Source organism: Erwinia sp. 2186, assembly GCF_057812255.1.
Map to the genome: position 1 here is coordinate 4422072 of NZ_CM173824.1, position 26591 is coordinate 4448662.

At 55.6% G+C, this 26591-nt stretch carries 22 protein-coding genes; 5 read left to right on the plus strand and 17 right to left on the minus strand.

The genetic code is table 11. From position 1 onward, the window contains the following. Positions 1-2: 2 nt before the first annotated feature. From ACXKZG_RS20695 to tssB, 13 genes are all read right to left on the minus strand, one after another. Positions 3-266 carry a PAAR domain-containing protein gene (locus tag ACXKZG_RS20695; protein ID WP_346595375.1) on the minus strand — a complete coding sequence of 88 codons (264 nt, stop codon included), beginning with the start codon at positions 264-266 and terminating at the stop codon, positions 3-5. A 589-nt stretch (positions 267-855) separates the two neighbouring features. Continuing rightward, entirely contained in the window at positions 856-1530 is a 675-nt protein-coding gene (locus ACXKZG_RS20700; RefSeq protein WP_488875417.1) for a hypothetical protein, read from the minus strand. Beyond that, positions 1530-2519: an N-acetylmuramidase domain-containing protein gene (locus ACXKZG_RS20705; RefSeq protein ID WP_488875418.1), complete on the minus strand. Its 990-nt coding sequence runs from the start codon at positions 2517-2519 to the stop codon at positions 1530-1532. Before ACXKZG_RS20705 ends, ACXKZG_RS20700 begins: the two co-directional genes overlap by 1 nt. A 65-nt stretch (positions 2520-2584) precedes the next feature. Beyond that, positions 2585-3286, minus strand: coding sequence for a hypothetical protein (locus ACXKZG_RS20710; RefSeq protein WP_488875419.1), 702 nt, complete (start codon positions 3284-3286; stop codon positions 2585-2587). Between the two features lies 1 nt (position 3287). Continuing rightward, positions 3288-6083, minus strand: a complete 2796-nt coding sequence (locus ACXKZG_RS20715; protein WP_488875420.1) for a glycoside hydrolase family 19 protein — start codon at positions 6081-6083, stop codon at positions 3288-3290. A gap of 14 nt (positions 6084-6097) precedes the next feature. Next, positions 6098-8548, minus strand: coding sequence for a type VI secretion system Vgr family protein (locus ACXKZG_RS20720; RefSeq protein WP_488875421.1), 2451 nt, complete (start codon positions 8546-8548; stop codon positions 6098-6100). Between the two features lie 11 nt (positions 8549-8559). Next, positions 8560-11214, minus strand: a complete 2655-nt coding sequence (gene tssH / locus ACXKZG_RS20725; RefSeq protein WP_488876290.1) for a type VI secretion system ATPase TssH — start codon at positions 11212-11214, stop codon at positions 8560-8562. A 295-nt stretch (positions 11215-11509) separates the two neighbouring features. Continuing rightward, positions 11510-12001, minus strand: coding sequence for an Hcp family type VI secretion system effector (locus ACXKZG_RS20730; RefSeq protein WP_013200448.1), 492 nt, complete (start codon positions 11999-12001; stop codon positions 11510-11512). A gap of 3 nt (positions 12002-12004) precedes the next feature. Beyond that, positions 12005-13684 (minus strand): OmpA family protein, encoded by a 1680-nt coding sequence (locus ACXKZG_RS20735; RefSeq protein ID WP_488875422.1) that lies wholly within the window; start codon positions 13682-13684, stop codon positions 12005-12007. Beyond that, positions 13684-14373, minus strand: coding sequence for a type VI secretion system protein TssL, short form (tssL, locus tag ACXKZG_RS20740; protein ID WP_346600963.1), 690 nt, complete (start codon positions 14371-14373; stop codon positions 13684-13686). Before tssL ends, ACXKZG_RS20735 begins: the two co-directional genes overlap by 1 nt. Then, positions 14370-15713 carry a type VI secretion system baseplate subunit TssK gene (tssK, locus tag ACXKZG_RS20745; protein ID WP_488875423.1) on the minus strand — a complete coding sequence of 448 codons (1344 nt, stop codon included), beginning with the start codon at positions 15711-15713 and terminating at the stop codon, positions 14370-14372. The genes tssL and tssK overlap by 4 nt, the downstream gene beginning before the upstream one ends. Positions 15714-15728: 15 nt before the next feature. Continuing rightward, a complete protein-coding gene (tssC, locus tag ACXKZG_RS20750; RefSeq protein ID WP_346595363.1) occupies positions 15729-17276 on the minus strand; it encodes a type VI secretion system contractile sheath large subunit in 1548 nt (515 codons plus the stop codon). 28 nt (positions 17277-17304) lie between these two features. Then, on the minus strand, positions 17305-17802 hold the full coding sequence (gene tssB, locus ACXKZG_RS20755) for a type VI secretion system contractile sheath small subunit (RefSeq protein ID WP_013200443.1): 498 nt from the start codon (positions 17800-17802) through the stop codon (positions 17305-17307). 503 nt (positions 17803-18305) lie between these two features. Between tssB and umuD the strand changes: the two genes are divergently transcribed. The 3 genes from umuD to dld all read left to right on the plus strand — a co-directional run bounded on the left by umuD (position 18306) and on the right by dld (position 20960). Continuing rightward, positions 18306-18725 (plus strand): translesion error-prone DNA polymerase V autoproteolytic subunit, encoded by a 420-nt coding sequence (gene umuD, locus ACXKZG_RS20760; RefSeq protein WP_013200442.1) that lies wholly within the window; start codon positions 18306-18308, stop codon positions 18723-18725. Between the two features lie 13 nt (positions 18726-18738). Continuing rightward, positions 18739-19122 carry a hypothetical protein gene (locus tag ACXKZG_RS20765; protein ID WP_013200441.1) on the plus strand — a complete coding sequence of 128 codons (384 nt, stop codon included), beginning with the start codon at positions 18739-18741 and terminating at the stop codon, positions 19120-19122. 143 nt (positions 19123-19265) lie between these two features. Beyond that, the gene (gene dld / locus ACXKZG_RS20770; RefSeq protein WP_488875424.1) at positions 19266-20960 is read left to right on the plus strand and encodes a D-lactate dehydrogenase; all 1695 of its coding nucleotides are present in this window, start codon (positions 19266-19268) and stop codon (positions 20958-20960) included. Positions 20961-21029: 69 nt separating this feature from the next. On the opposite strand, the gene ACXKZG_RS20775 is transcribed toward dld, so the two are convergent. Both ACXKZG_RS20775 and ACXKZG_RS20780 read right to left on the minus strand, forming a co-directional pair. Continuing rightward, positions 21030-21614, minus strand: a complete 585-nt coding sequence (locus ACXKZG_RS20775) for a YceI family protein (protein WP_488875425.1) — start codon at positions 21612-21614, stop codon at positions 21030-21032. A gap of 113 nt (positions 21615-21727) precedes the next feature. After that, the gene (locus ACXKZG_RS20780) at positions 21728-22495 is read right to left on the minus strand and encodes an IclR family transcriptional regulator (protein WP_488875426.1); all 768 of its coding nucleotides are present in this window, start codon (positions 22493-22495) and stop codon (positions 21728-21730) included. A gap of 89 nt (positions 22496-22584) precedes the next feature. Between ACXKZG_RS20780 and ACXKZG_RS20785 the strand changes: the two genes are divergently transcribed. Continuing rightward, positions 22585-23745: an MFS transporter gene (locus ACXKZG_RS20785; protein WP_471720690.1), complete on the plus strand. Its 1161-nt coding sequence runs from the start codon at positions 22585-22587 to the stop codon at positions 23743-23745. Between the two features lie 3 nt (positions 23746-23748). Here ACXKZG_RS20785 and ACXKZG_RS20790 read toward each other — a convergent pair whose 3' ends face one another. After that, positions 23749-24606 (minus strand): SDR family oxidoreductase, encoded by an 858-nt coding sequence (locus tag ACXKZG_RS20790; RefSeq protein ID WP_013200436.1) that lies wholly within the window; start codon positions 24604-24606, stop codon positions 23749-23751. A 115-nt stretch (positions 24607-24721) separates the two neighbouring features. On the opposite strand from ACXKZG_RS20790, the gene ACXKZG_RS20795 reads away from it, so the two are divergent. Further along, the gene (locus ACXKZG_RS20795) at positions 24722-25135 is read left to right on the plus strand and encodes a winged helix-turn-helix transcriptional regulator (protein WP_013200435.1); all 414 of its coding nucleotides are present in this window, start codon (positions 24722-24724) and stop codon (positions 25133-25135) included. Between the two features lie 38 nt (positions 25136-25173). Here ACXKZG_RS20795 and ACXKZG_RS20800 read toward each other — a convergent pair whose 3' ends face one another. After that, positions 25174-26589, minus strand: coding sequence for a c-type cytochrome (locus ACXKZG_RS20800; protein ID WP_488875427.1), 1416 nt, complete (start codon positions 26587-26589; stop codon positions 25174-25176). Between the last annotated feature and the right edge of the window lie 2 nt (positions 26590-26591).

The following is a 26591-nucleotide window of genomic DNA, read 5'->3' on the forward strand; positions in this document are numbered from 1 at the left end:
AGTTAGCCAACCCTGGCCGCAGCAAAAGAACTGATAAGGGTGCAACCGCATCCACATTTATGACCGTGGAAAGCGACAGGAACCCCGTGGTCGAGATAATTCGGATTGCCTTCAATAATGGTTGTAAGGCCGTGTCCTAATATTGGGCATGAAACCCTATCACCTTTACGAGCAACCCCAATTCCGCCAAATTTCATGGTTTCGGAACCAGTTAAAACCGAACCACCGTGAGTTGTTTTATCGCCTTTGCGTATTATTTGCAGCATGGTATTAGACCTTAATTGATTGTATTGATTTATTAGCATCAGATATATGCCCGCAATCACGGGCACATATTTATGAAATTTAATGATTAGTCTTCACGGTCGCCGCCCAGGAAAGCGATACGGTTCAGCGTCATTTCTGTCTGACATTTATAGATCTCTATACGTTTCTGTGCGGGTGTTTCAATCGAATTTGCATTAGAAAGGTTGATGACAACGGTATGTACTATTAAATGCCATAATTTTATAATCAATTACGAGCCTGACAAAAAAGTCATCTCAAACCGATCGCTCAACTTGACTACTTCAACGCTAAAGTACTACATAGTAGATTACCTACAATTACCTTACCTTTTTCATTGAAATAGCTTACTTTGCACCACTTACCTGATTCATCAACTCTTTGTAAATTAATATAGTAACCTTTTATAATATATGAATTCTTTTGAGATAATTTCTCATCATAAAAATATGACTTATCTGATGCTACTCTAAATGGCAAATACTCATCACACAATTTCGTATTGCGATCGCCATTACCCCCCTTGCCCCTCCAATAAAATACCTCCCACTTTGTTAATCTCTTTTAAATTTAAAGAATATCACTGAATTGTATCCAGGAAACTACTGATTTATTTTTTGACATATATCTTACTTTCAAAAATGAGTTTTTGTACTCCAGCACTTCAATGTCATCACCTTTGATTAAGTAAGGGTTTTTATTAACCCTCAGCCCATTACCATCATATAAAAAAGCTTTGTCATTCCCGATTATAGTTTTAACCCTCCCATTAATAACTAAATTTTTTGATGCTAAGACTGTCTCTGCCTCTAATTTTGAAAAAACCTGAGCGCTTACACTCTTTGAACATAATGTGAGAATAGCAACTACTTGTTTTGTACTAGTTGAGGGGAGTTTTATTTGTTTGCAAGCAGATAACAAAGATGCTTTATCTCCTGATGAAAACCTAAACTTGTAGAGATCTCTAGGATAATCCATAATAAGCGACACATCACCATTTGAGTTAGTATTTAAGAATAAACCACTCCCTTCAACATCGGATGTAATAATTGCACTGTTGCTATAAACCACGCCCCGTGAGTTTATGTATTTTAAAATATACTTTTCATCATTTTTCTCAACATACCATCTACTACCATCGTAATTATTAACTTCACGTAACAGGTTCGAATCCTTAGCTAAGGTAACTACAGGGGTGCAACATAAGAGGATATAAAGCATAAATTTAAAAAAAAACGTAATCATTACCAGTTCTCCTTCAAGTGGTCATATGCCTCTTTAATCTTATCGTCATAACCCACCTGGCCAGCTCCATTATACTTATTGGCTATCGTTAACCAATTTTTATCCTTCATTGGCTGAAGCATTCTTTTCTCCTTAATTAAGAAAACCTTAAAATACTGCAGATGTTGCATTGCACAATAGTTTTGAGCATCGACTAATTCCTTGGTTGATTCATAAAGGTGGTGATAATACTCCCCCATGACTTGGAACTTCCCCCAGGAACAAGACATATTCGCAGCATCATAATTAATTTCTCGAGCCCTCAACAACCGATGATACTGTTCACTATCTGAACCATAACGATAACCACTTTCAAACGAATGCAAAATTTTTGGTTCGGATACTTCTATGTCTCTTACTGTTTGCAGACTTACTCCCATGGCCGGAGCCAATCTTTTCATATAATGCCTTTCATAGAGAATTGTTGCGTGATTCTCACCACTTACATATTGCTTAAAAGGTACCTTGTCACCAGTTTCAGCTACAGCAATCGCTCTTAACACTTCTCTTTCAACGCCTATCTCAGTCGCAAGTAACTCAAAATCATTATTAGTTACATTCAGTGCACCAGCCTGACAAGGGCGATCAACAATCCCTTGATTGTAGCAAAAACATCTATTACTCAATGGCTTGATCGCTTCTAAAAACACCACCGGATGCATATGCCACGGGTCAGGCCCTATCCCTGCTACCGACTTCATCCACGTCAGCCGGTCGATAAAGGTTTCAAGGTAGGTTTTCCACGCCGGCGCATCCTCCTTCAGCGTGTCCGGGTACTTTTTCCACAGTGTGTCGTCCTTGCCGTACCACCACTCGCTCGGATGCTTCGCGATTTTTGCTTCGGCACTCAGGGTCACCTGCGTGAACTGGCGGCGGTCGCTGTTACTATATGTATCTACTTCGTTGTTTTTAACTTGAATGGCTCCACTTAATATGAAAGAGACACCCATGCTTTCAGAAATATAGTCGTATTCACTTTTTATCTAAGAGGGAATGGGCTTTGTACAATGGAGCCTTACTTATCAATTTTTGATAATGGTTTTGAGCTAACACTTAAAATTTTAGCCAACTCATAATACATTTCAGAATCCTTGTTTTTTGAAAAATACTGTTTAAGTGAAGTTAGTACAGGTTTAAATTCTGAGCTATAGTGTTTATTAATCAATGACAATTCTTCGACGACCATATTATCAATATAACCATCTTTATTAATAAAGGAGGTGTTAATATTTTTAATCACTTTATCAACATGAACTGACTCGTTAGCATCAGATAAAAAATTAAGGTTAGCATTTTCGTCCCCTAGCAATACACAACACACCACCATTTTAGGCTTATAGACTGACGAACCATTTACTTTTGTAACATCAACATCCATGAACATCACGAAACTTTCTAAGTTAGAATCCCACCTGTAAATACTTTCATTGTATTCTTCTCCGTTTCTAAAATCAGAATAATAGGATACGATATAATTTCTCTTGTTATATTTATATAAATCAGTGTATCCCTCATCAGCTGAATTAAGATATTCAATATTGTAACTAAAGTTTTTACCAGAAGATGAAGGGGTGAATTTTAACTGAATTGTTTTTCCGTAACTAATGATCACGCTATCTTTTATACCGTCAAGATCAAAGTCACCATCTTTAAAAGATCCTGCATTAGCTCCGAAGCTAACCATAAAAAATAAAAATATACCTTTAAGGTTAAACATCCTAAACTCCTAATTGAGCAATTCTGTTGTTAACATAGTTCTCTAACTCTAATACTTTTATTCCATACCAACTTCGCTTCAACTCGCTACTTGTAAATGGTGATGATATTAATATCTCTTTAAATCTTAAATACCCTTCTAGAGCAAGCACTTGATCTTTATTCATACCCTCTTTATTCGCACCGGGATCATGCCACAACCCCCATGCTAGGGCTCCTCTTTTGATATCAAAAATCTTACTTTCTGAGAACGCATAATTTCCACCCGAGTTTAACTTAATCAGATGTTCTGAGTGCAGCGACTTTATAGCAGAATTAATAATATCCAGCCGATCATTATACCCAATAAAACCACCATTAATTGTGTGAGATAACTTATTGAAATCATCCAGCAATGCATATTCATAGCAAGAAGTGTGAATCTTAAAGAACCATAATGCAGACTTTACACTATGTGGAACATTTAGAAGTTTATCTCTATTCGTGTCTGAAGAAGTTACATCCTCATTAATATAGTTACCATACGCTATATAGTTATCTTTAAGGGTTATCTGAATTAAACCTCGCCCATACCAAGGGCTATAGTTTGCATTTTCACCCTTATATTCCTTTGTAGTCTTGAATCGACCACTTTCGTGCAATAATTGTGCTATTAAATGAGCTTTGGCCAAACATGTCGTCACGCTATATGTAGTGAAAGAGTCGTTAAGAGTGCTGAGATATTTTTTTGCATTAGTCTCTGACAAATCACTAGATATCCCCATTAATTCTTCTAAGGTTATATCTCTATTACAAGCACATGCATTTTTAATATTAAGAGCTTCCAGAAACACCACCGGATGCATATGCCACGGGTCAGGCCCTATCCCCGCTACCGACTTCATCCACGTCAGCCGGTCGATAAAGGTTTCAAGGTAGGTTTTCCACGCCGGCGCATCCTCCTTCAGCGTGTCCAGGTACTTTTTCCACAGCGCGTCGTCCTTGCCGTACCACCACTCGCTCGGATGCTTTGCGATAATACGGTACAAGTGGTCGCGGTAGGCCGGCAGCCGTATGGCCTGAATGTACTCCTCTTCCGAAAACTGACCGTCATTATTCCGGTCTATCTGCTTCAGCAGCCGATCATAGTTATAATGATACAGCGCCGAACCGGTACGGGGATCGGCCTTAGCCGCCTTGTACATTTCCGCCAGGATACCTTTCACCACGTTATTCGGCTGCTTTTTCCCGTCTATCAGGTCGAAGCTTTCCGGTTTCCTGTCAAGCGTGACAAAACCCAGATCTCCCAGCGCCCACTGCGGCAGCTTGATAATATTCGCCGCGGGTAGCCAGCCCCCTTCCGGACGGATCTGGTAATGCGTCACCACCTCGTCAGCACGTATTACCGGCACGCCCGACAGCGTCAGAATACCCGGCGCGCGCGTCACGCGCTTAGTGTCCACCATCGCTCCTTCCGCGTTGCCGGCAAAAAGATTGGCTCCTTCGGGATACTTCAGGAAGGTGGGGGAGTCCCCGCCGACCTTATCCGGATTGGTCAGGAACGTCGGTAATTTGCTGTCCATGCTCAGGCACTCAATGTGCACCTGATAGCGTGACTGCTTGCCATCCTCTTCGGGCAGCTCATAGAAGCCCATGTGGCCAATGCTGTCACCCGCGTTGATCTCTACCGGTGCGGCAGGAATGACAACCTCACCAAATTTGGGTTCGCCGCCTGCCGCCGCCTGCGCCGTTTTCGTCAGGCTGTCGCCGTCGGATACCACCCAGACGCGGTCGCCCTTTTTCATTTTGCCCACGTTCTGCCCCAGCGTGACCAGGCTGAAGATGCGGGCCGCTTCGTTCTTATTTTTCGCCGGGCGGGTCATCTGCTGCCCGGCATTGTCCGGTTCGTACGTCAGCGGAAACCCCGCCGTCAGGCTCCCCGCGTTGTTCCCTTTCAACACGTCATCACTGCTGAGGTAGAACTGCCAGTTGGTTCTTGCCGTGCACTGCACGCCGGCACCTGTCTGATTGCCGTAGGCCGGAGAACACTTCGTCCACCAGGACGGCACGGGCACCGCAGACGACGCCGCCAGCAGGGAGCCCCGGTCGGACACGGTCCATACCGGCGTTCCCGCCGCCAGCTTTTTCCCGGCCGTATTTTTTGCTTCGGCACTCAGGGTCACCTGCGTGAACTGGCGGCGGTCGCTGCCGCGCGTAATGAGGTTATCGCTCAGCGTTACGGCGGTCCCTCCCGGCAGTGTGCCTGCCGGCTTCGCGGGGGACGCCAGCACGTCTTCCTTGCTGGCGTAATAGCGCTGGCTTTTAGCCACTTTGCGCTGGTTCGCCCCTTCTTCAGTGATATAGGCTTCGAAGGGAGCCATATTCATATACAGGGTGTGGAACGTCAGTCCGCTGCTGTCTTTCTCACCCGGCTGAATGTAGTGCTCGACCAGCACGAACGACGTTGACTGAAAAACGTGGCCGTCGCGCCAGGCGATGGCCGCGCTGTCATAGTCTTTGCACACGCGCCACGCCACTATCTTCCCCTCCGCCATGCAGCGGATAAACTGCCCGCCCTTGTAGGGCGCGTTTTTTGCCAGGTATTCCCGTTCTGCGGCGGTATCAGCGCTCAGCGCACACCAGGGTACGGTGGCGTCGGTAATATGGATACCGCCGTGCCACATGCCCTGGCTGCCGACCAGATACTGGCCGGAATTTTCGCTGCCCAGCAGTGACAGAAGCTGCTCTGCCGAGGAGAACTCATGACCGTTTTTGTCCGACGGCACGGGGTAGCTGATTTTCAAAAGTTTTGCAGGCATGAATGACCTCCCTGTTAATTACTGCCCCACTTGGCCGGTATCTTGCTGACGGGCTTCGCTTTGGTCTTTTTTGAGCCGGTGGATTCAGGCGACGTCTCCGCCCCTTCCCCCGCCTCATCGCCAGCCGCGCTGTCGCTGGCGTCATTCACCTCGCTCTGACTGAAGCTTTGGGTTTCATAGGGCAGATCCGCCCCCACTCCTGTTACCAGGTAATTCGACGTCTTGACGATGTAGTCCCCGTTCGAGCCGTGCTCGATGCCGTTTTCGCTTAGCTTCAGATATGAGCCGCCGCCATTCAGCGTCAGTGTTTTCGGCGTGCTGATAATGATTTCATCTTCGCTGCTGGTGATGGTGACCTGCTGTTTGGCAAACAACGCCATGGTGTTGTGCTGCGCCTGAATCTCGATATCGCCCTGATTGGCCACCAGCTTTGCGCCATCTTTATGCACGAACAGCCCCAGCGCTTTCTCCACCACAAGCGAGAGGTTCTTCATCGCGCCAATATCCAGATGCTGCCCGGCGTTAAGCATGGTGTTGCCGGTGCTGGTGAGCTGCAGGTGTTCCCCCGACGTTAGCGCCACGCCCTGAGGCGCGCTTCCCAGCAGCACCGCCGAGCGCAGCGCCTCGATATGGTCAGTCACCAGGTTCATCTGGGTGCTGATGTCCGAGGCTAGCGCCCCGGCGGCCTGCGCGGCATCATTCAGCGCCTGCATCTGGTTATTTGCCTGCTGGATCTGGCTGACGGCGGGCGTCATTTCCAGTACCTGGCCCTGTGCATCCGGCTGCTTCTCTGCCGTCAGGAACAGGCCCTTTGCCGCGCGCACCGCGCCGTATTCGTCAGTGCGCAGCTCGAATCCGGTCCCGCGCTCAGCGTTCTGCGTGTCGACCATATGGCCCATGCCGAGCTGGGTTTTGCCGTACTCGGTGGTGAGATGGATATGCTCTTTTTGCCGCAGATCCTCCATGCGCAGCTCGTTATTCGCCGGCGTGCGCCAGATATTACGCGTGTGGTTTTCACTGGTGACGTGGTCCGGGTGTTCCGAATCGTGGAGGGCGTGGGCTATGTAGGGACGGTCCGGGTCGCCGCCGTCGAAAGCCACGGCTACTTCGGTGCCGTCCAGCAGAGGCGCGTGCCAGCCATAAGTATCACCGGCGTAGGGCTTCGCCAGGCGCAGCCACAGGTAGGCATAACCCGCTTCGGTGCCGTTGCGATCAAAATCCAGTCTGACCCGATAGCGCCCCTGGTCGTCCAGCCAGGCATAGATGTCGCCTTTTTCACTGCTCTCTACCCGTGCCGGCAGCGTGCCGGCCATCAGCGGTCGGTTAACCAGCGCCGGTCGGAAGCAGACGGTTTCACTGTAGGGAATACCCTCAAATTTCTGGGCAAAGCTGCTGCTGCGGGAGCCTCGGTTGCGCACGCGGGTAATGACGATGCCCTCCTTCACGACAGTGGGAAGGCTTCTGTCGGTTTCCAATACCTGGCCCGGGGCCAGCTGCGGGCTGGTAGAACGTCCGCGAACGCTATGCTGCCCGTTGAGGATGCGCTCATGGCGCAGGCGGGCGTAAAAAGCCCCGCTCTCCGGGCTGTCGGGGTCTCCTTCGGAAAGGAAGGGTTCGGCGTAGTGATAGACCTCACCGATGGTAATGCCTGCCGCGCTGCTGATGCTTTCGCTACTGTCCTGCGGAGTCAACGCTTCGCGGTAGTTATAGTCGCGGGTTGCCACGCCAGCACTGACCACGTTGGAGGCGGTATGAATGTCCCAGATGCTCTCCTGACCGGTATCGCTCATTCCCGCGCCCGCCGGATTGCGCAGCGGCAGCGTAACGCCGAACTGATACTGTTCCTGCGTGTCCTGGAAAATAACGACGTCCTGCTCAATGCGCTCATCCATCTCAAAACGCCAAAAAATGCCGGATTCTGCTAACAGGCGCTGCACAAATGCCAGATCCGTTTCCCGCCACTGGGTGATCAGCTCGCGCGCCGGGTAGTTACGCGACAGGCGGAACTCAAAGTCCGGCCCCTCCATGCCATGCTTGCGCAGCACCTGCTCCACCACTTCCGTCACCGACTGGTTGAGAAAAATGTCGCTGTTGCGACTGTGCGCCAGCAGCGCGATGCGCGGCACAATACGCAGGGCGTAGCGGGTATCGTCTCTCGCTGTCGAGATGCGACGAAATGACTGCACCACGCCATATATCGTGCGCAGCGGGGTGGCCGGTGCCCCGGTAAATTCCGGTACCTGCCAGGTAAATGAGGCGGGTTTGAGCAATAGCGAGGCGCAGTCGATATCGGACGCGGCGCTGGTCACGGAGATGTTATAAAACCACGGCTGGCTCAGCGCCTCTTCGCCGCGAAAATTCAGGACATCAAGGAAATGTGGGCAGTCATGCACGTCCACCTTGTAACGCGACTGACCCGGCAGCAGTTGGAGCAGGCTTTCCACCTTTTCTGGTAAATCACTCATTGCAATATTCCTTATGCAGGTTGATCGAACGCCAGAACAATCCCTTCTTCATCATCCCAGTCCAGCGTCAGGTGCTGCGGCTTCTGTTTCACGGCCATGTGCTGCAAAAGCTGCTGGCTCAGCACCGGCAGGACCTGCTGATTCAGCAGGCTGTCGATATTGCGCGCGCCGGTGTCCGGCAGCAGGCAGGCGGCGGTCAGGGCCGCTGACAGGCCGTCGCCGAGGGTGGTTTTCAGGCCATAGTGCCGCGCCAGCCGCTGGCTGACCTGGTCGAGCTTCATGCCGACGATGGTGCGCATCGCCTCTGCCCCCAGCGGCCGGTAGATAACGGTCTGGAAGCGGGCCAGCAGCGCGGGCTGGAAGTGGTCGCGCAGCGTCGGGCGCAGCAGCTCCTGTAAATCCCCTTCCGTGGCCTGCGGGTTTTCCGCCAGCAGCTGCATAATCGCGTCGCTGCCGAGGTTTGAGGTCATCAGGATAACCGTGTTGCGAAAGTCGATTTCGCGCCCTTCGCCGTCGCGCATAAAGCCGCGGTCAAACACCTGGTAGAACAGGTTCAGCACGTCGCGGTGCGCCTTCTCCACCTCATCCAGCAGCACCACGCTGTAAGGCCGCTTACGCACCGCTTCGGTCAGGATGCCGCCCTGGCCGTAGCCGACGTAGCCCGGAGGCGAACCCTTCAGCTGCGAGACGGTGTGCGGCTCCTGGTACTCGGAGAGATTGAGGGTGATCAGCGACTTTTCGCCGCCGTACAGCACGTCGGCCAGCGCCAGCGCGCTACCGGTTTTGCCGGTGCCGCTCGGCCCGACCAGCAGGAACACGCCCTGCGGACCGTTTTCGGCGGTCAGCCCGGTTTTGGCGGCGCGCAGCCGTTGCGCGATGGCGTTCAGCGGCACGTCCTGCCCGACCACGCGCCTGCCGATTTCCGCTTCCAGGCCGAGCAGTCCGGTCTGCTCGTCCTTCATCAGTGCGGAGAGCGGCACGCCGGTCCAGTCGGCAATCACGTTGGCAACGGTGCGGGTATCCACGTCCACCTGAATCAGCGCGTCCTGCTGCTGCTGGGCTTCCAGCTGCTGCTGAAGCGCGGCAATCTCCGCCTGCGGCCGTTGTTCCTGGCGGCTGGTCATCAGCTGCTGCGCCAGTGCCTGCTGCGCGGCGAAATGCGCTTCCTGCTGCCCGCGCTGCGCTTCCAGTCCGGCGCGGGTGGCGGCGATGGCGCGCAGACGTTCGTCATGCTGCGCGCTGCCGGCGGCAATATCGTCCGTCAGCGCCTGCGCTTCCAGCGCCAGCGCGGTCAGCCGCGCGTTAAGCAGGGTGATGGCCTCCGGCACGGTGTCGAGGCTCATGCGCACCCGCGCGGCGGCGGTATCCAGCAGGTCCACCGCCTTGTCCGGCAGCTGGCGGCCCGTCAGGTAGCGGCGCGACAGGCTGACCGCCGCTTTCACCGCGTCGTCGGTGATATGCACGCCGTGGTGCTGCGCGTAGCGCGACTTCAGGCCGCGCAGCATCAGGCAGGCGGTTTCGTCGTCCGGCTCGTCGACTTTTATCATCTGGAAGCGGCGCTCCAGCGCGGCGTCCTTCTCGAAATACTGCTTGTACTCGCTCCAGGTGGTGGCGGCGATGGTGCGCAGCTCGCCGCGTGCCAGCGCCGGCTTCAGCAGGTTGGCGGCGTCGGCGCCGCCCGCCTGGTTGCCCGCGCCGATAATGGTGTGCGCCTCGTCGATAAACAGCAGCACCGGCGCCGGCGACCGCTGCACGGCCTCAATCACATTCTTCAGCCGCTGCTCAAACTCGCCCTTCACCCCCGCGCCGGCCTGCAGCAGGCCAAGGTCGAGGGTACGCACGCTGACGGTTTTCAGGCTGTCGGGCACGTTGCCCTCGCTGATACGCAGCGCCAGCCCTTCCACCAGCGCGGTTTTACCGACGCCGGGTTCGCCGACCAAAATCGGGTTGTTCTTGCGGCGGCGCGAGAGGATATCGACCATCTGGCGGATTTCCGTGTCGCGGCCAAAGACCGGGTCGATGCTTCCCGCCAGCGCTTTGGCGGTGACGTCGAGGGTGAATTTGTCGAGCGCGGCCTGCAGCGCCTCGCTCAGCGCATCGCCGGCCGGGCTGCCGCCATCCTTTTTAGCCGGAGCATCCGCATCGCCCAGCGTTGAAGGCGACGGGCTCAGGCTCTCCTGCTGCTGCACTTCCGGGCGCTCGTCGGACTGCGCGTCCAGCAGCGGGCGCAGGCGATCCAGCTGGGCGCGCGTCAGGCTCAGCAGCGGCCACAGACCTTCGCAGCTGACCAGCGACGGCTTATCCGTCAGCGCCGCCAGCAGGTGATGGCTGCGGATGTGGGCGTCGTCATCTTCCAGCGAGGCAATCAGCCAGGCCTGCTTAATCAGCGCCAGCAGGGGGCCGGCGAGCTGCGGGCGGGTGCGGACCGAGCGCGGCACGTTATCCAGCCAGCCCAGCAGCGCCTGCCAGATGCCGTCCATATCCCACTCGTAGCGCCGGGCCAGCACGGTGATGTCGCCCTCGCCCTGCTCCAGCAGCTTAAGCAGCAGGTGCTCAGTGCAGACCTCACTGTGGGCGCGGGTCTGGCACAGCGAAGCGGCCGCTTCCAGCGCGCGGGCGCAGAACGGGTTTAAACGACGTAAAAGAACGGCTGACTGGTTTTCCATGTTTTCACTCTCTGAGTAGGATGGCGGCACGCTACCGCCCATAGCCATTTCCTGAAGCAGGAACCAAGGCCCATAAGGTCACACTTGCGGATAAAATTATTTCTGGTCAGCGCGTTCGCTGAACGGAAACAACTGAAAAAGCAGGCGGCGAACCGCCTGCAGATAAACCATTACCCTCAATAATTCGTGGCGCAGGAAGGCGGCAAGTGAGCAGGTCCCCGGGAGCAGAGATAACTCTGTGACCCGGGCCGGCGAACGTAGCCAACGCACCTGCGGCGCGAAGAATGACGGGTAATCAGGCGGTGGTGCGTTCGTTCCATGAATCGGAATGAATGATGTTGCCGTCTTTGTAGGTCCAGGTGATTTTTTCGTAGCGCAGTTCAATGCGCTCCAGGTGGTTGTGCTTCTCTTTCGACGCATCCTTGATGTCGTGCATCAGCGGCGCGACTTTCACCAGCTTGACGTTCTCAAGCCGGGTGTTGAAATACTCCACTTCCTGACCGGCATCGTTGATGCGGTACCACTTGAACTCGGCGGATTTCAGGGTCTGACCGGTGGTGACCGCCTTGTAGAGGTACGGGCTGGATGAGTCGATTTCCTTGGTGAACAGGAACGGCGTGTGCACGCGGGTCCCGGTCAGCTTGCCGGTGTTGTTGTCGGTCGGGATGTACAGGTTGTGTTCCTGCGCCACCACTTCGATGCTGCCTTCACGGTCTTTCACGTCCACGGACCCTTTGATGTCCGCACCGCCGTCGTCTTTCAGCCACAGATAGACTGGAATTGCCATGTGTTACTCCTTATCAGAACTTACTGTTGTGTCATCATCCTGTGATGACGTTCGGGTTGCTGCTGCCTGGCAGGCGTCTGCCTGCGGCACCAGACTGATTTCGACCCGGCGGTTCAACGCGCGACCGGCCGGGGTATCGTTGGTGGCTATCGGGCGTGAAGCCCCGAAGCCCTGTACTGCAAAGCAGGTTGGCGATACGTCGCTGGTCGACAACATCCAGTCGCGCAACGCGTCGGCGCGCGTCAGCGACAGTTGCTGATTGGCCAGCGCGTTGCCCGTGCTGTCGGTATGTCCGGCGACGACAATCAGCCAGCCCGGGCGGGCTTTGATATCGACCAGTGCCGTGACCAGCATTTTCAGCGAACCGGGTTTAAGCACCGCCTTGCCCGTGTCAAAGAGCGACAGGCTGTCCAGGCGCACGATTTTAGGGCTGTCCTTCGCCACCGACGGGGCCGGTGGCGGTGGCGGAATATAGGTATCAATGGCCTGTTGCAGAACCAGCCACAGGCGCTGCCCCGGGTACATTCCCAGCGCATATTTCAGCGGTTCACCCTGGCGCTGCCAGCGTTCCAGCAGCAGGGCATCCTGCTTAAGTGAGAGCAGCGACTGGGCTTTTGGCGCGTAGTGATCCATTGGGATTGCCTGCCAGCGAGCCAGATTGCCGCCGACGCGGTGGATCAGCTCACCGTTGTTACGCACCGAAAAACCGATAGCCGCCAGCGCACAGCACAGCAGGATCCAGACGGTCCTGCGCGTAGCCTGTCCGCCCTGCATTGGCAGCGCGACGGCTGACAGCAACGGCAGCAGCGCATCAGCAAACCGTCCACGTTGAGTGCGGGCCGCCATGGGGCTGAAATGAAGACAGGTCCGGGCGAACAAGCGCTGGGACCACAGAGAGTCACCATCCGCCCCTGACGCTCCCGTATGCAACGCCACCGCGAAGGGATAAATCGCGGGGCAAAGACGATCGGCTTTGGTCAGCTCATCCACGATCACGTCACGCATAAAGTTGAATGCCTGGCTCAGCACCGGCAGCAGGGGGAGGTTGTCTTGCGCCTGCTGCCACGCCTGAGCAGCAATCATCGATTCACCGGCCGGGCAGACAAACGCCTGGCTGCCTCGCACAATGACCCACGGCGTGTCCGGGCCAGAAAACTGGCCGCTCAGCACCAGCGGCAGGTCAAATCCGATCAGGGAATGCAGTTTGCCGATTTGCTGACGCAGGGTTTTGATCGGGGCGCGGAGCACGCCTTCATCCGGATGATCGTCCGGCAGGCAGGTGTACATCACGCAGAGTTGCCCAACCTGGCGCGGCTGGCGTGAGCGAATGGCGCGGACGACATCGGGCAACGCGCTGATATCACTGACTTTAATCCAGCAGCCTTGCGCAGTGTTACGGACAGGTTGCTCAGGAAATAATGCCTCCAGGCCATCGCCACAGACGAGGACGATAGGCCCCTGCGCATCTGCCAGCGGCAGCGCGATAACCGGCTCGCTGCCCTCTGGCGCAGCAGGCCGGCGACAGCGCAACCACAGCATCCGGCATGCCACCAGCACAATCGCCAGCGTACAAAGCGCCCTGACTGCTATCGCGGTCGGCACGAAATACCACAGCAGCCACAGCAGCGCTGAGCTGCCAGCGATAACAGGCAGAACGCCCGGGATGACGGCAGATTTACGCATTAACGTCGCAGCTCCGGTAACTGAGAGGAGAGCAATGTTTGCAGCCAGTGATGCCCACCCAGCCACACCAGCCCGGTCAGGACCAGCGCAAATACCGTCCAGAACCAGACGGATCGCAGCAGGCTATAGCGCCGCCGTCCCGTACGATGAATCACCAGCGACAGGCCCGGATCCAGCGTCGGCACCCGCTCGCTAAGCGCGTTGAGGGCGTCATCACGCTGCGTCTGGCTGACGGTTTTCACGCTGTAGAGGCCCTGAAAACCCAACGCCAGCATACGGTGATAACAGACCAGCACTGCCTCGACGGGGGCAGGCTGATGCAGCACTTCAGCGATGCGATCCCAGATAGCTTCACCGGCATGCAACGAGCCAAAATACTTCGCCTGAAGGGGCGCCGTACGCCAGGCGCGCTGCCCTTCGTCCGGTATGACCTCCTGCCCTGCTTCGGCCTCCTTCGGCTTGCGGCTCATCACGGTTTCATCCAGCAGCGCACACTGGGCATAGGAGATATGACGGATACTCGCCTCGTCATAACCGGCGTCGACCAGGGCCTGACGCACGCTCTCCACCTGCTGACAGCAGTTGTGGTAAAGTGCATAACCGTCCGGCGTCACCGCGCCCTGGCGTAGCATGGTTACCGTCAGCCAGGTGTCTTCCATCAGTTGATCGATATCGACGTCTTTTCTCATGAGCGCATCACCGCAAACAGTTCAAGCTCCAGCGCGCCGAGCAGCGAAGGCACGTAGAACATACAAATGCCCTGCTCCTGCATGCTGGCAGCTGCCGCACTTTCCATATCCAGCGCAAAATACTGGTTCTCAAGACGCACCGGCAACGCGGCAGGCACGCGGTTAACCGCAATCAGCGGGATCCCCTTCAGCGACACGCCATAAATGGCGTTCACGTCATCCGGTGAACCGGCTTTGCACATATCCGGGAAGCGTTCGGCAATCTGCCAGGCCGGGATATCGGAGCGCACGGAGAGATAGAGATCCGCCTCTTCGCGCAGACGAAGATCGTGCAGTGACGCTTTCCAGGTCTGTGGATCGGGACGCGACATCGGCAGAGCAATCACTCTTGATGGCAAGCTGGCTTCAAGCAGCCCGGCGATCAATTCGAACAGCGGCGGGAAGGCGTTACCCGGCTCCTGGTGGTCATAACCGGGAATGGCATCCAGATCGTGATCGAGCGAGAACGTCAGCATACTTCCGGCCAGACGGGCAAGTTCGGCCCAGACCTGTTCAGGGTGACGCGCCGGAAAGCGTTCATATTCGGTCAGCACCCGCGCGTGGGAATTCAGCGCATTGAGCAGCCAGAACAGCGAGACGTCCGCTACAGCAAAATCCGCCAGACGTTCATTACTTTCACGACGCATCGACATCAGACGTTGACGGCGGGATCGCAGCTGGCGGTTCAACAGCACCAGACGCTCGCACAGCGCCGCACTGGCAGAAAACAGCGCCATCGGGGCAATAAATTCCGGATCCTGACGCCAGCCGCCCTGCCCATCACGGATCAATCGTGCAAGCGGGCAGGTTTTCCAGGCGTCATTGCTTTCATGTTCAAAGCGCAGGGCCAGGTTATGCCGGGCCACCGCCATTGACTCCTCTTCAGGACCGAAGGCATCCGCCACCCTGACCCACTCTTCACGAAAACGCAGTGGGCGCTCAGCGGCAGAGGTCGTCAACTGCACGTTGCGGGTACCCGACTGCATCAGAGGCAGGGCCAACAGCACGGTAACCGCATCCTGCCCCGCGACTTCGTCCAGTTCGCGCGGGTCCGGAGGCAAATCGCTGCTGAGGGTGTCGATTAGCGTGCCGTCGGGCAACCACAGCCGCAGATGCCGCACCTGAATCAGCCCGGACGAAAGCAGGCCTTCATCCAGTTCGACGATTTCCGTCCCCCACGGGAACGGGGATGCCAGCGAGGACACCCCTGCACTGCGGAAGGATTCCCATTCGGACTGTTGCTGGAACTGCTGAGGGGACAGCAACGCCCCCTCGTTCCATAACGGACGGTAAATTTTCATCCCTGTTAACCCGCCTTACGCTTTCGCCTTCGGCATCTGGGAAACCAGAGACAGGTTGACGTCCATGCCTTCCACCTGGAAATGTGGGATGGCGAACAGCCTGACGCGGAAGAAGCCCGGGTTGTCTTCGATATCTTCGACAATCACTTTGGCATCGCGCAGCGGGTGGGAGGCCTGCAACTCGTCGCCCGGATCGGTCATTTCCGTGACCAGCCCGCGCACCCAGGTGTTCAGCTCCAGCTCCAGCAGGCGGCGATCCTTGGTGGTGCCGATGTTTTCGCGCTGAATCAGCTTCAGATAGTGTGCAATGCGCGACAGCAGGAAGATGTACGGCAGGCGCGAGTTGATGCGGCTGTTGGCGGTGGCGTCTGCGGTGTCGTACAGCGCCGGTTTCTGCGTCGAGTTGGCGGAGAAGAAGCACGAGTAGTCGCGGTTTTTGTAATACGACAGCGGGATAAAGCCGAGGTTAGCGAACTCAAACTCGCGGGTTTCCGGGATCATCACCTCAGACGGGATTTTCACCTGATTGCCGGTGCCGAGGTCGTACAGATGGATCGGCAGATCCTGAACGGCGCCACCGGCCTGCGGACCGCGGATCTGCACGCACCAGCCGTTGTTGATAAAGCTTTTCACCATGTTGGCGGCGAAGGCGAACGAGGCATTGGTCCACAGGTATTTGTCGTGATCCGGGCCTTTCACCTCTTCAACGTAGTTAAAGCTGCGCACCGGCACGGTGTCCGGGCCGTACGGCAGGCGGCCGAGCACGCGCGGCATCACCAGGCCGATATAGCGCGCGTCGTCGGTTTCGCGGAACGCCTTCCACTTGATGTATTCGGCGCGATCGAAGTAGTTGCCGATATCTTTGATTGCCGCCACGTCTTCCATATTGTCCTTCAGGAAGAACTGCGGGCCGGCGGAGCCGATAAAGGGCATATGCGCGGAAGCCGCGACTTTAGAAATGTTACGCAGCAGCGCCACGTCCTGCGCCGAGGCGTCGAATTCGTAGGAGGAGATCAGTGCGCCAATCGGCTCGCCGCCGGGAGTGTCGTATTCGGCAATATAGGTGTGTGCGTACAGCCCGCTCTGGATGATTTCCGGCGCGTCTTCAAAGTCCTGCAGCAGGTCGGCTTTCGACAGGTCCAGCACGTCGATCTTCACGTTCTGACGGAAGTCGGTTTTATCGACCAGCGACTTCAGGCCGCGCCACAGGGATTCCACCTGCTGGAACGCGTCGTGGTGCATTACCGCATCGAGCTGACGGCTGATCTGCCCGTCCAGCCGGGCGATATGGTGGTCCAGCAGGGTCTTGTCGAGCTTTTCAACCGTTGACCCTGACTGATTCAGGCACTCAACCAGCACCTTCATCGCCGCGGTGACGCGTTCGTCGACGCTGGCGTCGGACATCGCCTGGTTGTCCTGCCAGACATTCAGGTCGCTGAGGTGCGTGACCGGGCTGAGATTGATTTTTTCAAACAGTGAAGCATAAACGCCGCCCGCAACGGGGCGATCCAGCACGGTGGTGGTGCCGGCAGAGGCGGTTTCATTGTGAACTGACATCAGCATTCTCTCTATATCATTCCGTGAAGGGGGATCAGGCTTTTTCAGGCGCCAGCGCAGACAGCTCGCCACGCAATTCGTCACTCAGCGCCGGGTTTTTCAGGATGGTTTCCAGCTCCTTGCGGAAGGTGACGTTATCCAGCAGGTTGGCTTTGAGATCGCGCAGCAGGTTGCGCATCGCCAGCATGGCGTTGAGTTGCGGGATCTGGCGGGCAACCTGCTCCGGCGTGAAGTCGTTCATATCGCGGAAGGTCAGCCTGACGTTCTCTTCGCTGCCGTCGCCGGCGAGGGTGTTTTCTACCGAGATGTTGAGTGCCGGGGAGAACTCCGCCAGCACGCTGTCGAAGTTGTTTTTATTGACGTTGATCTTTTCACGCTCAGAAAGCACCCGCTGCTCCTGACCGTTGCTGAAATCGCCGGTCACCAGCAGCTTCAGCGGCAGCTCCATCTTTTTCTGGGCGTTACCGGTATGAACATCCAGCTTGATATTTACTCGCGCTTTTGGGATCTCGTTCTGATAAGAGTTGCTCATATTTATTCCTGTAAAAATGGGCGCGGAAAGCAGGCGTTACGCACACTTTCCCTGTGTGTACCGGCGCGACTATATAGCAGTCAGTTTAAGATGAGCAATATGAAATATTCGATATTTATCATCGATTTATCTAGTACTTTTCTTATAGTTTTCGTTAAGCTCATGATTAAAAAACGCATTAATAATAAGATTCGTCCGAAAAATAAACAAAAGCGTCCCTTTTCCACCGCAGGAGAAAAGGTTAACGCCGGTGCGATACCATTACATTTGGTTAACTGTTCAGACTTATGATTGTCAGGGCGGATGATTATCATCGGGGTCGCATTGCCTGAAGACAGCGGGATGACGGGTTGCAGTAACACGCGCAGGAGGTGAAATCGAAATTTAGCCTTACTTAACATATGATTAACATCATTCCGCTAAAAAACTCCGCTATCAGACTTGATCGCTGACCGCAAATGATAATACTGTATTTATATACAGTAATTTTGCGAGTCACCATCATGAACCTTCTCCAGATTGCCGAAGTGCGGAAAAGCCTGCATTTGCCCCTTTTTCTTTCCCGCGTGCCTTGCGGTACGCCCTTTGCGGCCGGAGATGATGTCGGGCAGCGTCTTGATCTCAATAACCTGCTGATCCAGCGTCCAGACTCGACCTACTTTATTAAGGTCAGCGGCGAGTCAATGAAGGATGCCGGGATCAACGATGGCGATTTACTGGTGGTGGATAACTCGTTGACGGCGGGCCATGGCGATATCGTGGTCGCCGCTATCGACGGTGAGTTCACCGTAAAAAAATTGCAGCTGCGGCCCACGGTGCAGCTGATCGCGATGAACGCGCGCTGGGCACCGATTGTGTTGTCCGGGGAAGATAAGCTGGAGATTTTTGGCGTGGTGACCTTCACCATAAAAGCGATGGAATAACACAGAGGCAGGTATGACTGAGTTGATTAAATATGATGTTACGGGTGAGGTACTGGCTTCTCATGCGGCCAGCTTTCCCTCTCCTGCACGCCACGAAATCAAATTTCTGTTCAGTAAATTGCAGGATTTGGTGCCGACCAATCACGACTGCTACCTGACCTCCTGCAACGGCACGCTGTGCATTATTGACCGTTACCGTCCCGCCATTGCCGGCAGCCGCGTGCTGGTCGAGCTGGATGGCAGCTGCAACTGGGCACGGGTCAGGCAAAATCCGCCACAGCTGGTCACCGATGACGGCGAGATCATTGAAGGTGAGCAGCTGGATGACGCGACGGTGATTGGCGTGGCCATTCGTGAAGTGGTTTCCACTTATCTGGCACCGCGTCCCTGCCTGTAAATTCAGCGGTATGGGTAAAAAGCAGCCGCACAGAAATCACAGTTTTTCGCCGATGTGCTCTGTAGTATGGAACCTTCAGGCCCAATCAGGCTGCCGCCTTAGCGCGGCCGCTGCTGGACAGGTTACATTCAGGAGCAGTTCAGATGGTGAAGGATTCAGGCGTCATTACCCGACTGGAGCAGGTATTGGGTAAAGAGCAGGTGCTGACCAGCGAGGACAGCAAAGCGTATTACACCAAAGGCTTTCGCGTCGGCGGGGGCAACGCGCTGGCGGTGGCCATACCGCAAACGCTGATGCAGCTTTGGCAGGTGCTGCAGGCCTGCGTCGCCTGCGACACCATCATTCTGATGCAGGCGGCCAATACCGGCGTGACCGGCGGTTCAACACCGGATGGCGCAGACTATGACCGCGAGGTGGTGATTGTCAGCACCCGCAGGCTGAAAGGGGTGCAGGTAATCGACCAGGCCCGCCAGGTCCTTGCCTTCCCCGGCAGTACGCTGACCGAACTGGAAAAGGCGCTGCTGCCTCACGGTAAAGAGCCGCACTCGGTGATCGGTTCATCCTGTATTGGCGCGTCGGTTATCGGCGGCGTCTGCAATAATTCTGGCGGCTCGCTGATCCGCCGTGGTCCTGCCTTCACTGAAAAATCGCTTTTCGCGCGCATCAATGCGGATGGCTCACTGCAACTGGTTAATCATCTGGGTATTGAACTGGGCAGCACGCCAGAAGAGATGATTGCTAACCTGGAGTCGCAGCAGTTCACCACCGGCACGGCGCCAGACTGGGAAGGTAAAATCTGGGCCGATGATTACGCCGCGATCCTGCGTAATGTCGATGCCGACACGCCAACCCGCTACAACGGCAACGTACAGTACCTGCATGACAGTTCCGGCAGTGCCGGCAAGATCGCGGTCTTCGCGGTGCGCCTGTCGACGTTCGATGCCAGCGACCGCACCCGCACCTTTTATATCGGCACCAATGATGAAACCGAGCTGGTTGCCCTGCGCCGTTATCTGCTGGAAGGGCTGTCGGAATTGCCGCTGCAGGCGGAATATATCCACCGCGATGCCTTTGACCTGACCGTGCGCTACGCCAAACATATGTACTGGGCGATCAACCGCTTCGGTCCTGAAGCCCTGCCGCAGCTGATGGCTAACAAGGCGAAATGGGATATACGGGTAAAAAACCTGAAGGTCCTTCCTGCTAACTTTGTCGATAAAGTGCTGCAGTTTGCCAACAATGTGACGCCAAAAGGGGTTGCGCCACGCATTCTCGATTACCGCGAGCGTTTTGAGCACCATCTGATGATCAAAGCGGAAGCCCGCCATGCCGATGAGTTGCAGCGGCTGCTGGACACCTTCTTCTCAGCTCGGTCGGGTCAGTATTTTGCCTGCGACGCGCGCGAAGAGCGGGATGCTTTCCTGGTGCGTTTTGGCGTCGGCGGCTGCACCATCTCTTATTGCGACTATAAAGGGATTAATACCGACCAACGGCTGATCGCCTTTGACGTGGCGTTACGTCGGAACGATACGGAATGGCGAATTAAATTACCGCAGGCGTTGCAGGATCAGGTGCTGGAAGACTCGTGCTGTGGGCACTTCTTCTGCTTTGTGAATCATCAGGACTATATTTTGAAACCCGGCGTGGATGCGCTGGCGTTTAAACATGATGTGCTGGAATACCTCGATCGGCGTGGCGCGAAATATCCGGCGGAGCATAACGTCGGCCATCTTTATCACGCGTCCTGTGAACATGAGTCGCATATGCGTCAGCTCGATCCGACCAACAGCTGTAATCCGGGGATTGGCAAAACCAGTAAGAAGAAGTTCTGGCAGTAGCGCAGGCAGGGAAATTGCGCAGGAGGACGATAAGCAGTGCGGAAAGCAGGCCTTCCGCACTGACAAAGCTTATTTCGCGTAAGCTTCAGTAGAAATAGTCAGCTTCACGTCATCGCTGACGGCTGGCACATATTTATCCAGCTTGAAATCAGAGCGCTTGAAGGTGGTGGTGGCGTCAAAGCCCACCGCCTGCTTCTTCACCATCGGATGCATACCCTGCTTGTTCAGTACCGCGTGCAGGATCACCGGCTTGGTAATATCTTTGATGGTTAGGTCGCCGTAAACGTCCATTTTATTTTTCCCTTTGCTGACCACTTTGGTGCTTTTGAAGGTCGCGGTGGGGAATTTAGTCACGTCGAAATACTCAGCACCTTTAAATTCGGTGGTCAGCGCGTCAACATGGGTATTAATGGTGTCGACCGGAATGGAAACGCTCACTTTTGATTTCGCCACGTTGCTATTATCAAAATCAATATTACCGGTGATGCCAGATAAATCAGCCGTAGGATGCGAAAAACCAAAGTGCGTCCAGGTGACAACGACCGAGGTGTGGCCTGAATCCATCGCATAGCTTTCAACCGCAGCCGCAGAGAACTGAGAATATAACGCGGCGGTAATGAATAACGGGACGGACATTTTTTTAATCAAGGACATCAATCTAGCCTTTATTTTCGCGAAGTGTACCGCTGATAGTGCAAGATTAATCTCTGTGCCGATAGTGAAGATATTTGACCGGGTCTGTCAAAAAGATTAGCCGACACGCGTAATTACTTTCCCGCCAGGGATTCTATTTCCGCTTTGGTTTGTAATAACGCACGCAGTAAACTTTCCAGCCGATCGTCGAAACGGAGGTTGGGCACCGCCACCGACAGCGCATAACGTTCGTTACCGGGCAGGTCTAACACCACCGCCAGCGCACTGACGCCCAGCGCATGCTCCTCGCGATCGATGGCCATGCCCTTATGCCGGACACTGCCGATATCCGCCAGCAAGGCTTCCCGCCCTACCCGCGTATTGACCGTGCGCTGCTCCAGCGGCTGCGACAGTAACGCCTGCAGCTGATCGTCAGGCAGCGCGGCCAGCAGCGCTTTTCCCGGCGCGGTGGCATTGACCGGGAAGGCGGTGCCCACCGGCGACACCACGCGAAGCTCCTGATCCGACACGCATTGCTCTACCAAAATGGCATGCAGCCCGCGAAACACCACCAGATCCACCGTTTCCCGCGTTCGGCGCGCCAGCGCTTCCACCCCCGGTCTGGCGAGGGCCACAATATCGGTATGCGCAGCCGCCGCCAGTCGGGCCAACGCCGGACCCAGCGTCACGCCTTCCGCCGTCTGCATCACAAACTGCTGCGCTTCCAGCGAGGCCACCAGCCGGTAAACCGTGGTGCGGGGCAATCCGCATTGACGCGCAAGCTGGGTCAGACTCAGCCCGGAAGGGCAACTCTCCAGCACTTTCAGCACCGCCGCCGCCCGGGCAATAACCCCAGACTCACCTTCTGCTTTCACCGTCGATCCTCCTGCGGCCATTGACATTGACGCACTCTCCCACGACACTTATACCACTATACGGACACACTGTCCACTATTCGGACGGTGCGGACGTTTTTATTATGGAGAAGACCATGAAGCAGATTTCTACCGCCGGGGTGTTTACGCTGCTGGCTATCGCCTGTCTGACCATTATGGTCGGTTGTGTGATTGTCCCAGGATTGCCTTCTGTTGCCGCCCATTTGGGCATTAGCGGGCAGGCCAGCTGGCTGATCACCCTGCCCTCGTTGGGCGTGGTGATGTTTGGGCCGATTGCCGCCAAAATCATTGAAAGTAAAGGGCTGTATCGCTCGCTGATGGTGGGTCTGCTCAGCTATGGCGCGTTAGGCGCCGCCGGGGCTTTCCTGACGCATCCGGCGGTGCTGTTCGCCGACCGTTTTCTGTTAGGCGGCGCAACGGCGCTGGTGATGTCAGCCGGAACCGGGCTGCTTTCCAGCTTCTTTAGCGGCGAACAGCGGCTGAAGATGATTGCGCGTCAGGGCATGTCGATTGAGCTGGGTGGGGTGATTTTCCTGTTCTTTGGCGGGCTGCTGGCCACGGCAGGCTGGCGCTGGCCATTCAGTCTGTATCTGTTTGCCTGGCTGTTTTTACTGATGCTGCTGATCTTTGTGCCCCGCCCGGATGAAAGCCGTTATCAGTCGGTTCTGGAAGAGGCCGACGCGCCAGCAACCTCCCGACTGATCCCGGTTTATCTTGCCGCCTTCTTTTCGATGGTGTGCTTTTTCACCGCAGTGATCGTGCTGCCTCTCCAGCTGCATGGTCTGGGCTATAACGAAGCGCAAACGGGTTATTACCTGGCATTTATTTCGCTGATGGCGGTGGTTGCCGCCTGGCTGATGCCGCGCGCGGTCAAAGGACTGGGAGAGTTTACGACGCTGTATCTGGCGTTTCTGGCCTACGCCGCCGCGCATCTGCTGCTGGCATTTTCTTCCGATCCCGGTGGCTTGATCGCCGCAGGCATTCTGATGGGATGCGGATTTGGTCTGTCGGTGCCGCTGGTCAATCATCTGGTGGTTGAGCACAGTCCGGTCAGTCGCCGGGGACAAAATCTGGCTTACCTGTCGATGGCGATTTTTTCCGGGCAGTTCTGCTCTTCTTTTATGGAGCTGATGCCTGGCAATCGCAGTGGGATTTTTTGTGGCGCGGCGGGTATCGCATTGATGGTGGTGCCGGTGTTATGGCGATTCCATGCCAGCCAGCATAAAGAAGCACGGGAGAGTCAGACTCTCCCGTAATCATCAGCCTTTGGTCACGAACGCTTTGACCACATCCTGCCATGGGGTGGTCGGGTGTCCGGTCAGTTTACTCAGAGTATGGCTGTCATCAAACAGGCCGCCTTTCGCCGCTGCGGCATCAGAATCCGCCAGCATCTCTGCCAGCCAGTCCGGCAGGCCTGCGCCCTTCAGCGCGGCGGAGAAATCGGCCTGTGGCATATCGATATACTGGATCTCTTTGCCGCTCTGGCGGGCAATCTCCGCAGTGAATTCCGCCAGGGTGTAAGCGGTATCGCCAGACAGCTCATAAATCTGACCCGCAGCCTCATTGCCAGCCAGCACCGCAGCAGCGGCTTCGGCATAATCCTTGCGGCTGGCGGAGGCAATCTTGCCTTCGGCTGCTGCGCCAATAAATGCGCCGTGCGTGATGGCCGGCGCAATGCTGGCGGCATAGTTTTCGGTATACCAGCCGTTACGCAAGATGGCGTAAGGCACGCCAGAGGCGATCAACGCCTGCTCGGTGGCCCGGTGTTCCGTTGCCAGTCCCAGCGGGCTGGTGTCCGCATGCAGCAAGCTGGTGTAGGCCAGCAGAGACACGCCCGCCTCTTTCGCCGCGGCGATCACCGCTTTATGCTGCGCCTCACGCGCGCCGACTTCGCTGGACGAGATCAGCAGCACTTTTTCCACGCCACTGAAGGCACTGGCCAGGGTTTCGGGTTTGGCATAGTCGGCCTTGCGCAGCTGCACGCCCAACGCCGCCAGATCCGCCGCCTTTTCTGGCGAACGCACGGCGGCAATAATTTCCGCGGCAGGCACTTTCTTCAGTAAAGCATCAATCACTAAGCGGCCCAGTTGGCCCGTCGCACCGGTAACAGCAATCATGATCATCTCCTGTGGATTTTAATAAGGTGTGGCGGCCGCTGCCGCCGAAATCGCTTTCACCCAACCAGCCTATGCCATACACTAATCAAAAGTAAGTACTTACAGGAATGTTAGTGTGAAAAAAAATCAAGATGTGGCCTGTGACTCGCTCAGCGAAAAGTTTCGCCGGGGTGAACTGTTCGATGCCAACTGCCCCTCACGCGACGTGCTGAAACGGCTAACCAGCCGCTGGAGCCTGCTGATCCTCGTCGCCTTGCAGGATGACACGCTGCGCTTTAGCGAACTGAGAAGAAAAATCGGCGGCATCAGTGAACGCATGCTGTCGCAAACGTTACGATTTATGGAAGAGGATGGCTTTGTAGAGCGTATAGCCTATGACGTTATTCCGCCACACGTTGAGTACCGCCTTTCGCCCAGCGGACATGAAGTGCGGGGCCAGGTGATCGGGCTGGCAGACTGGATTGAGATGAACCTGCAACAGATTATGGATCATCGCCGCCAGTATGCCGGCGACGTTGAAAAAGCGTAACGCGTCCCCCGCCAGACCGCGCAGGGGACGCCTCGCCGTTAACGGCGTTTTCTTTTGCTTACCAGGCGATACAACGCAAACAGCACCAGCAGCGCAACCCCGCCGCCAACCGCCATCAACACGTTGACGTACCGCACGATAAACGGCGCATCGCCACCGGCACGCAGGGTTTTCACCTGCTCAGCCGTCACCTGCGAGTCGATATTGGCAAAGTGGCTGCGAACGTAGTTGGTGACGGACGCAATTTGCGCATTGTCCAACTGCTGACCGAAGGCCGGCATGCCGACATCGCTGTCACTGCTTTTACGGTGGATCCCGTCGACGATGGTCATCACCAGGTTGCTGGCCGTCTGACCCGAGACCGCGCTGTTGTGGGTCAGTGACGGATAGAAGTTATCCTTCGTGCCCTCGCCTGCGCGACCGTGACAGCTGGCACAGGCGCCACTGTAAAGCTCCGCGCCATCGGTGCTGCGGCTGTCGGCCAGCGACGCCTGATCGCCCTGCCCGCCGATCACCTGATTAATATCGGTCGCTTTCACCGGCTGGGTTGCCGCAGGTGCGGACGGTGTGGCGATCGCCGGGACCTGTTTCATCCATGCTGCAATCGCCTGCAGATCGTCATCGTTCATATGCTGGAAGCTGTGTTCCACCGCTTCGCCCATCGGCCCGGCGGCCTGCGCTTTGCCGGCAAGATGCCCGGTTTTCAGGTAGGTGACGATATCATCCTGACTCCAGTCGCCAATGCCACTTTTGTCCGGGGTGATGTTCGGCGCATACCAGCTTCCCAGCGGGCTGCCCGCCAGCGCCTGGTCGCCTTTTTCGGCCATCATCATATTGCGCGGCGTATGGCAGGTGCTGCAGTGCGCCAGCACATCCACCAGATACTTACCGCGATTCAATTGATCGGACGCGGCCGCCTGCTTTTCAAATGGTTTATCGTTGCGATACAGCAGGTTCCAGCCCCACATAATCTGGCGAACGTTGAACGGGAAGCTCAGGTCAGTTTTCGCTTCCGCCGGAATATCCGCCGGCTTCACCCCTTTCATAAAGTAGGTGTAAAGCGCGTGAATATCCTCGTCGCTCATCGCGCCGTAAGCCGTGTAAGGCATCGCCGGATAGAGGTTACTGCCATCGGCTGCGACGCCTTTGCGCACCGCATCCGCAAACTGCTGCTCGCTGTAGTTGCCAATGCCGTACTGCTTTGATGGCGTGATATTACTGGCAATAATCCGCCCCATCGGCGAGTCGATGGCATAGCCACCGGCAAAGGGCGCACCGTCTTCTTTGGTCTGACGGTGACAGGCACCGCAGTCAGCGGCCACGGCGGTGTATTCACCGCGTTTAATTAATGCCGATTCATCGGCCGCGCTGTCCGCCAGCGCGGCGGCAGAGGCCAGCAGGCTGCCCACCAGCACGGCGCTTTTCAGCAGAGAATAAGATCCAGACAGTTTCATGA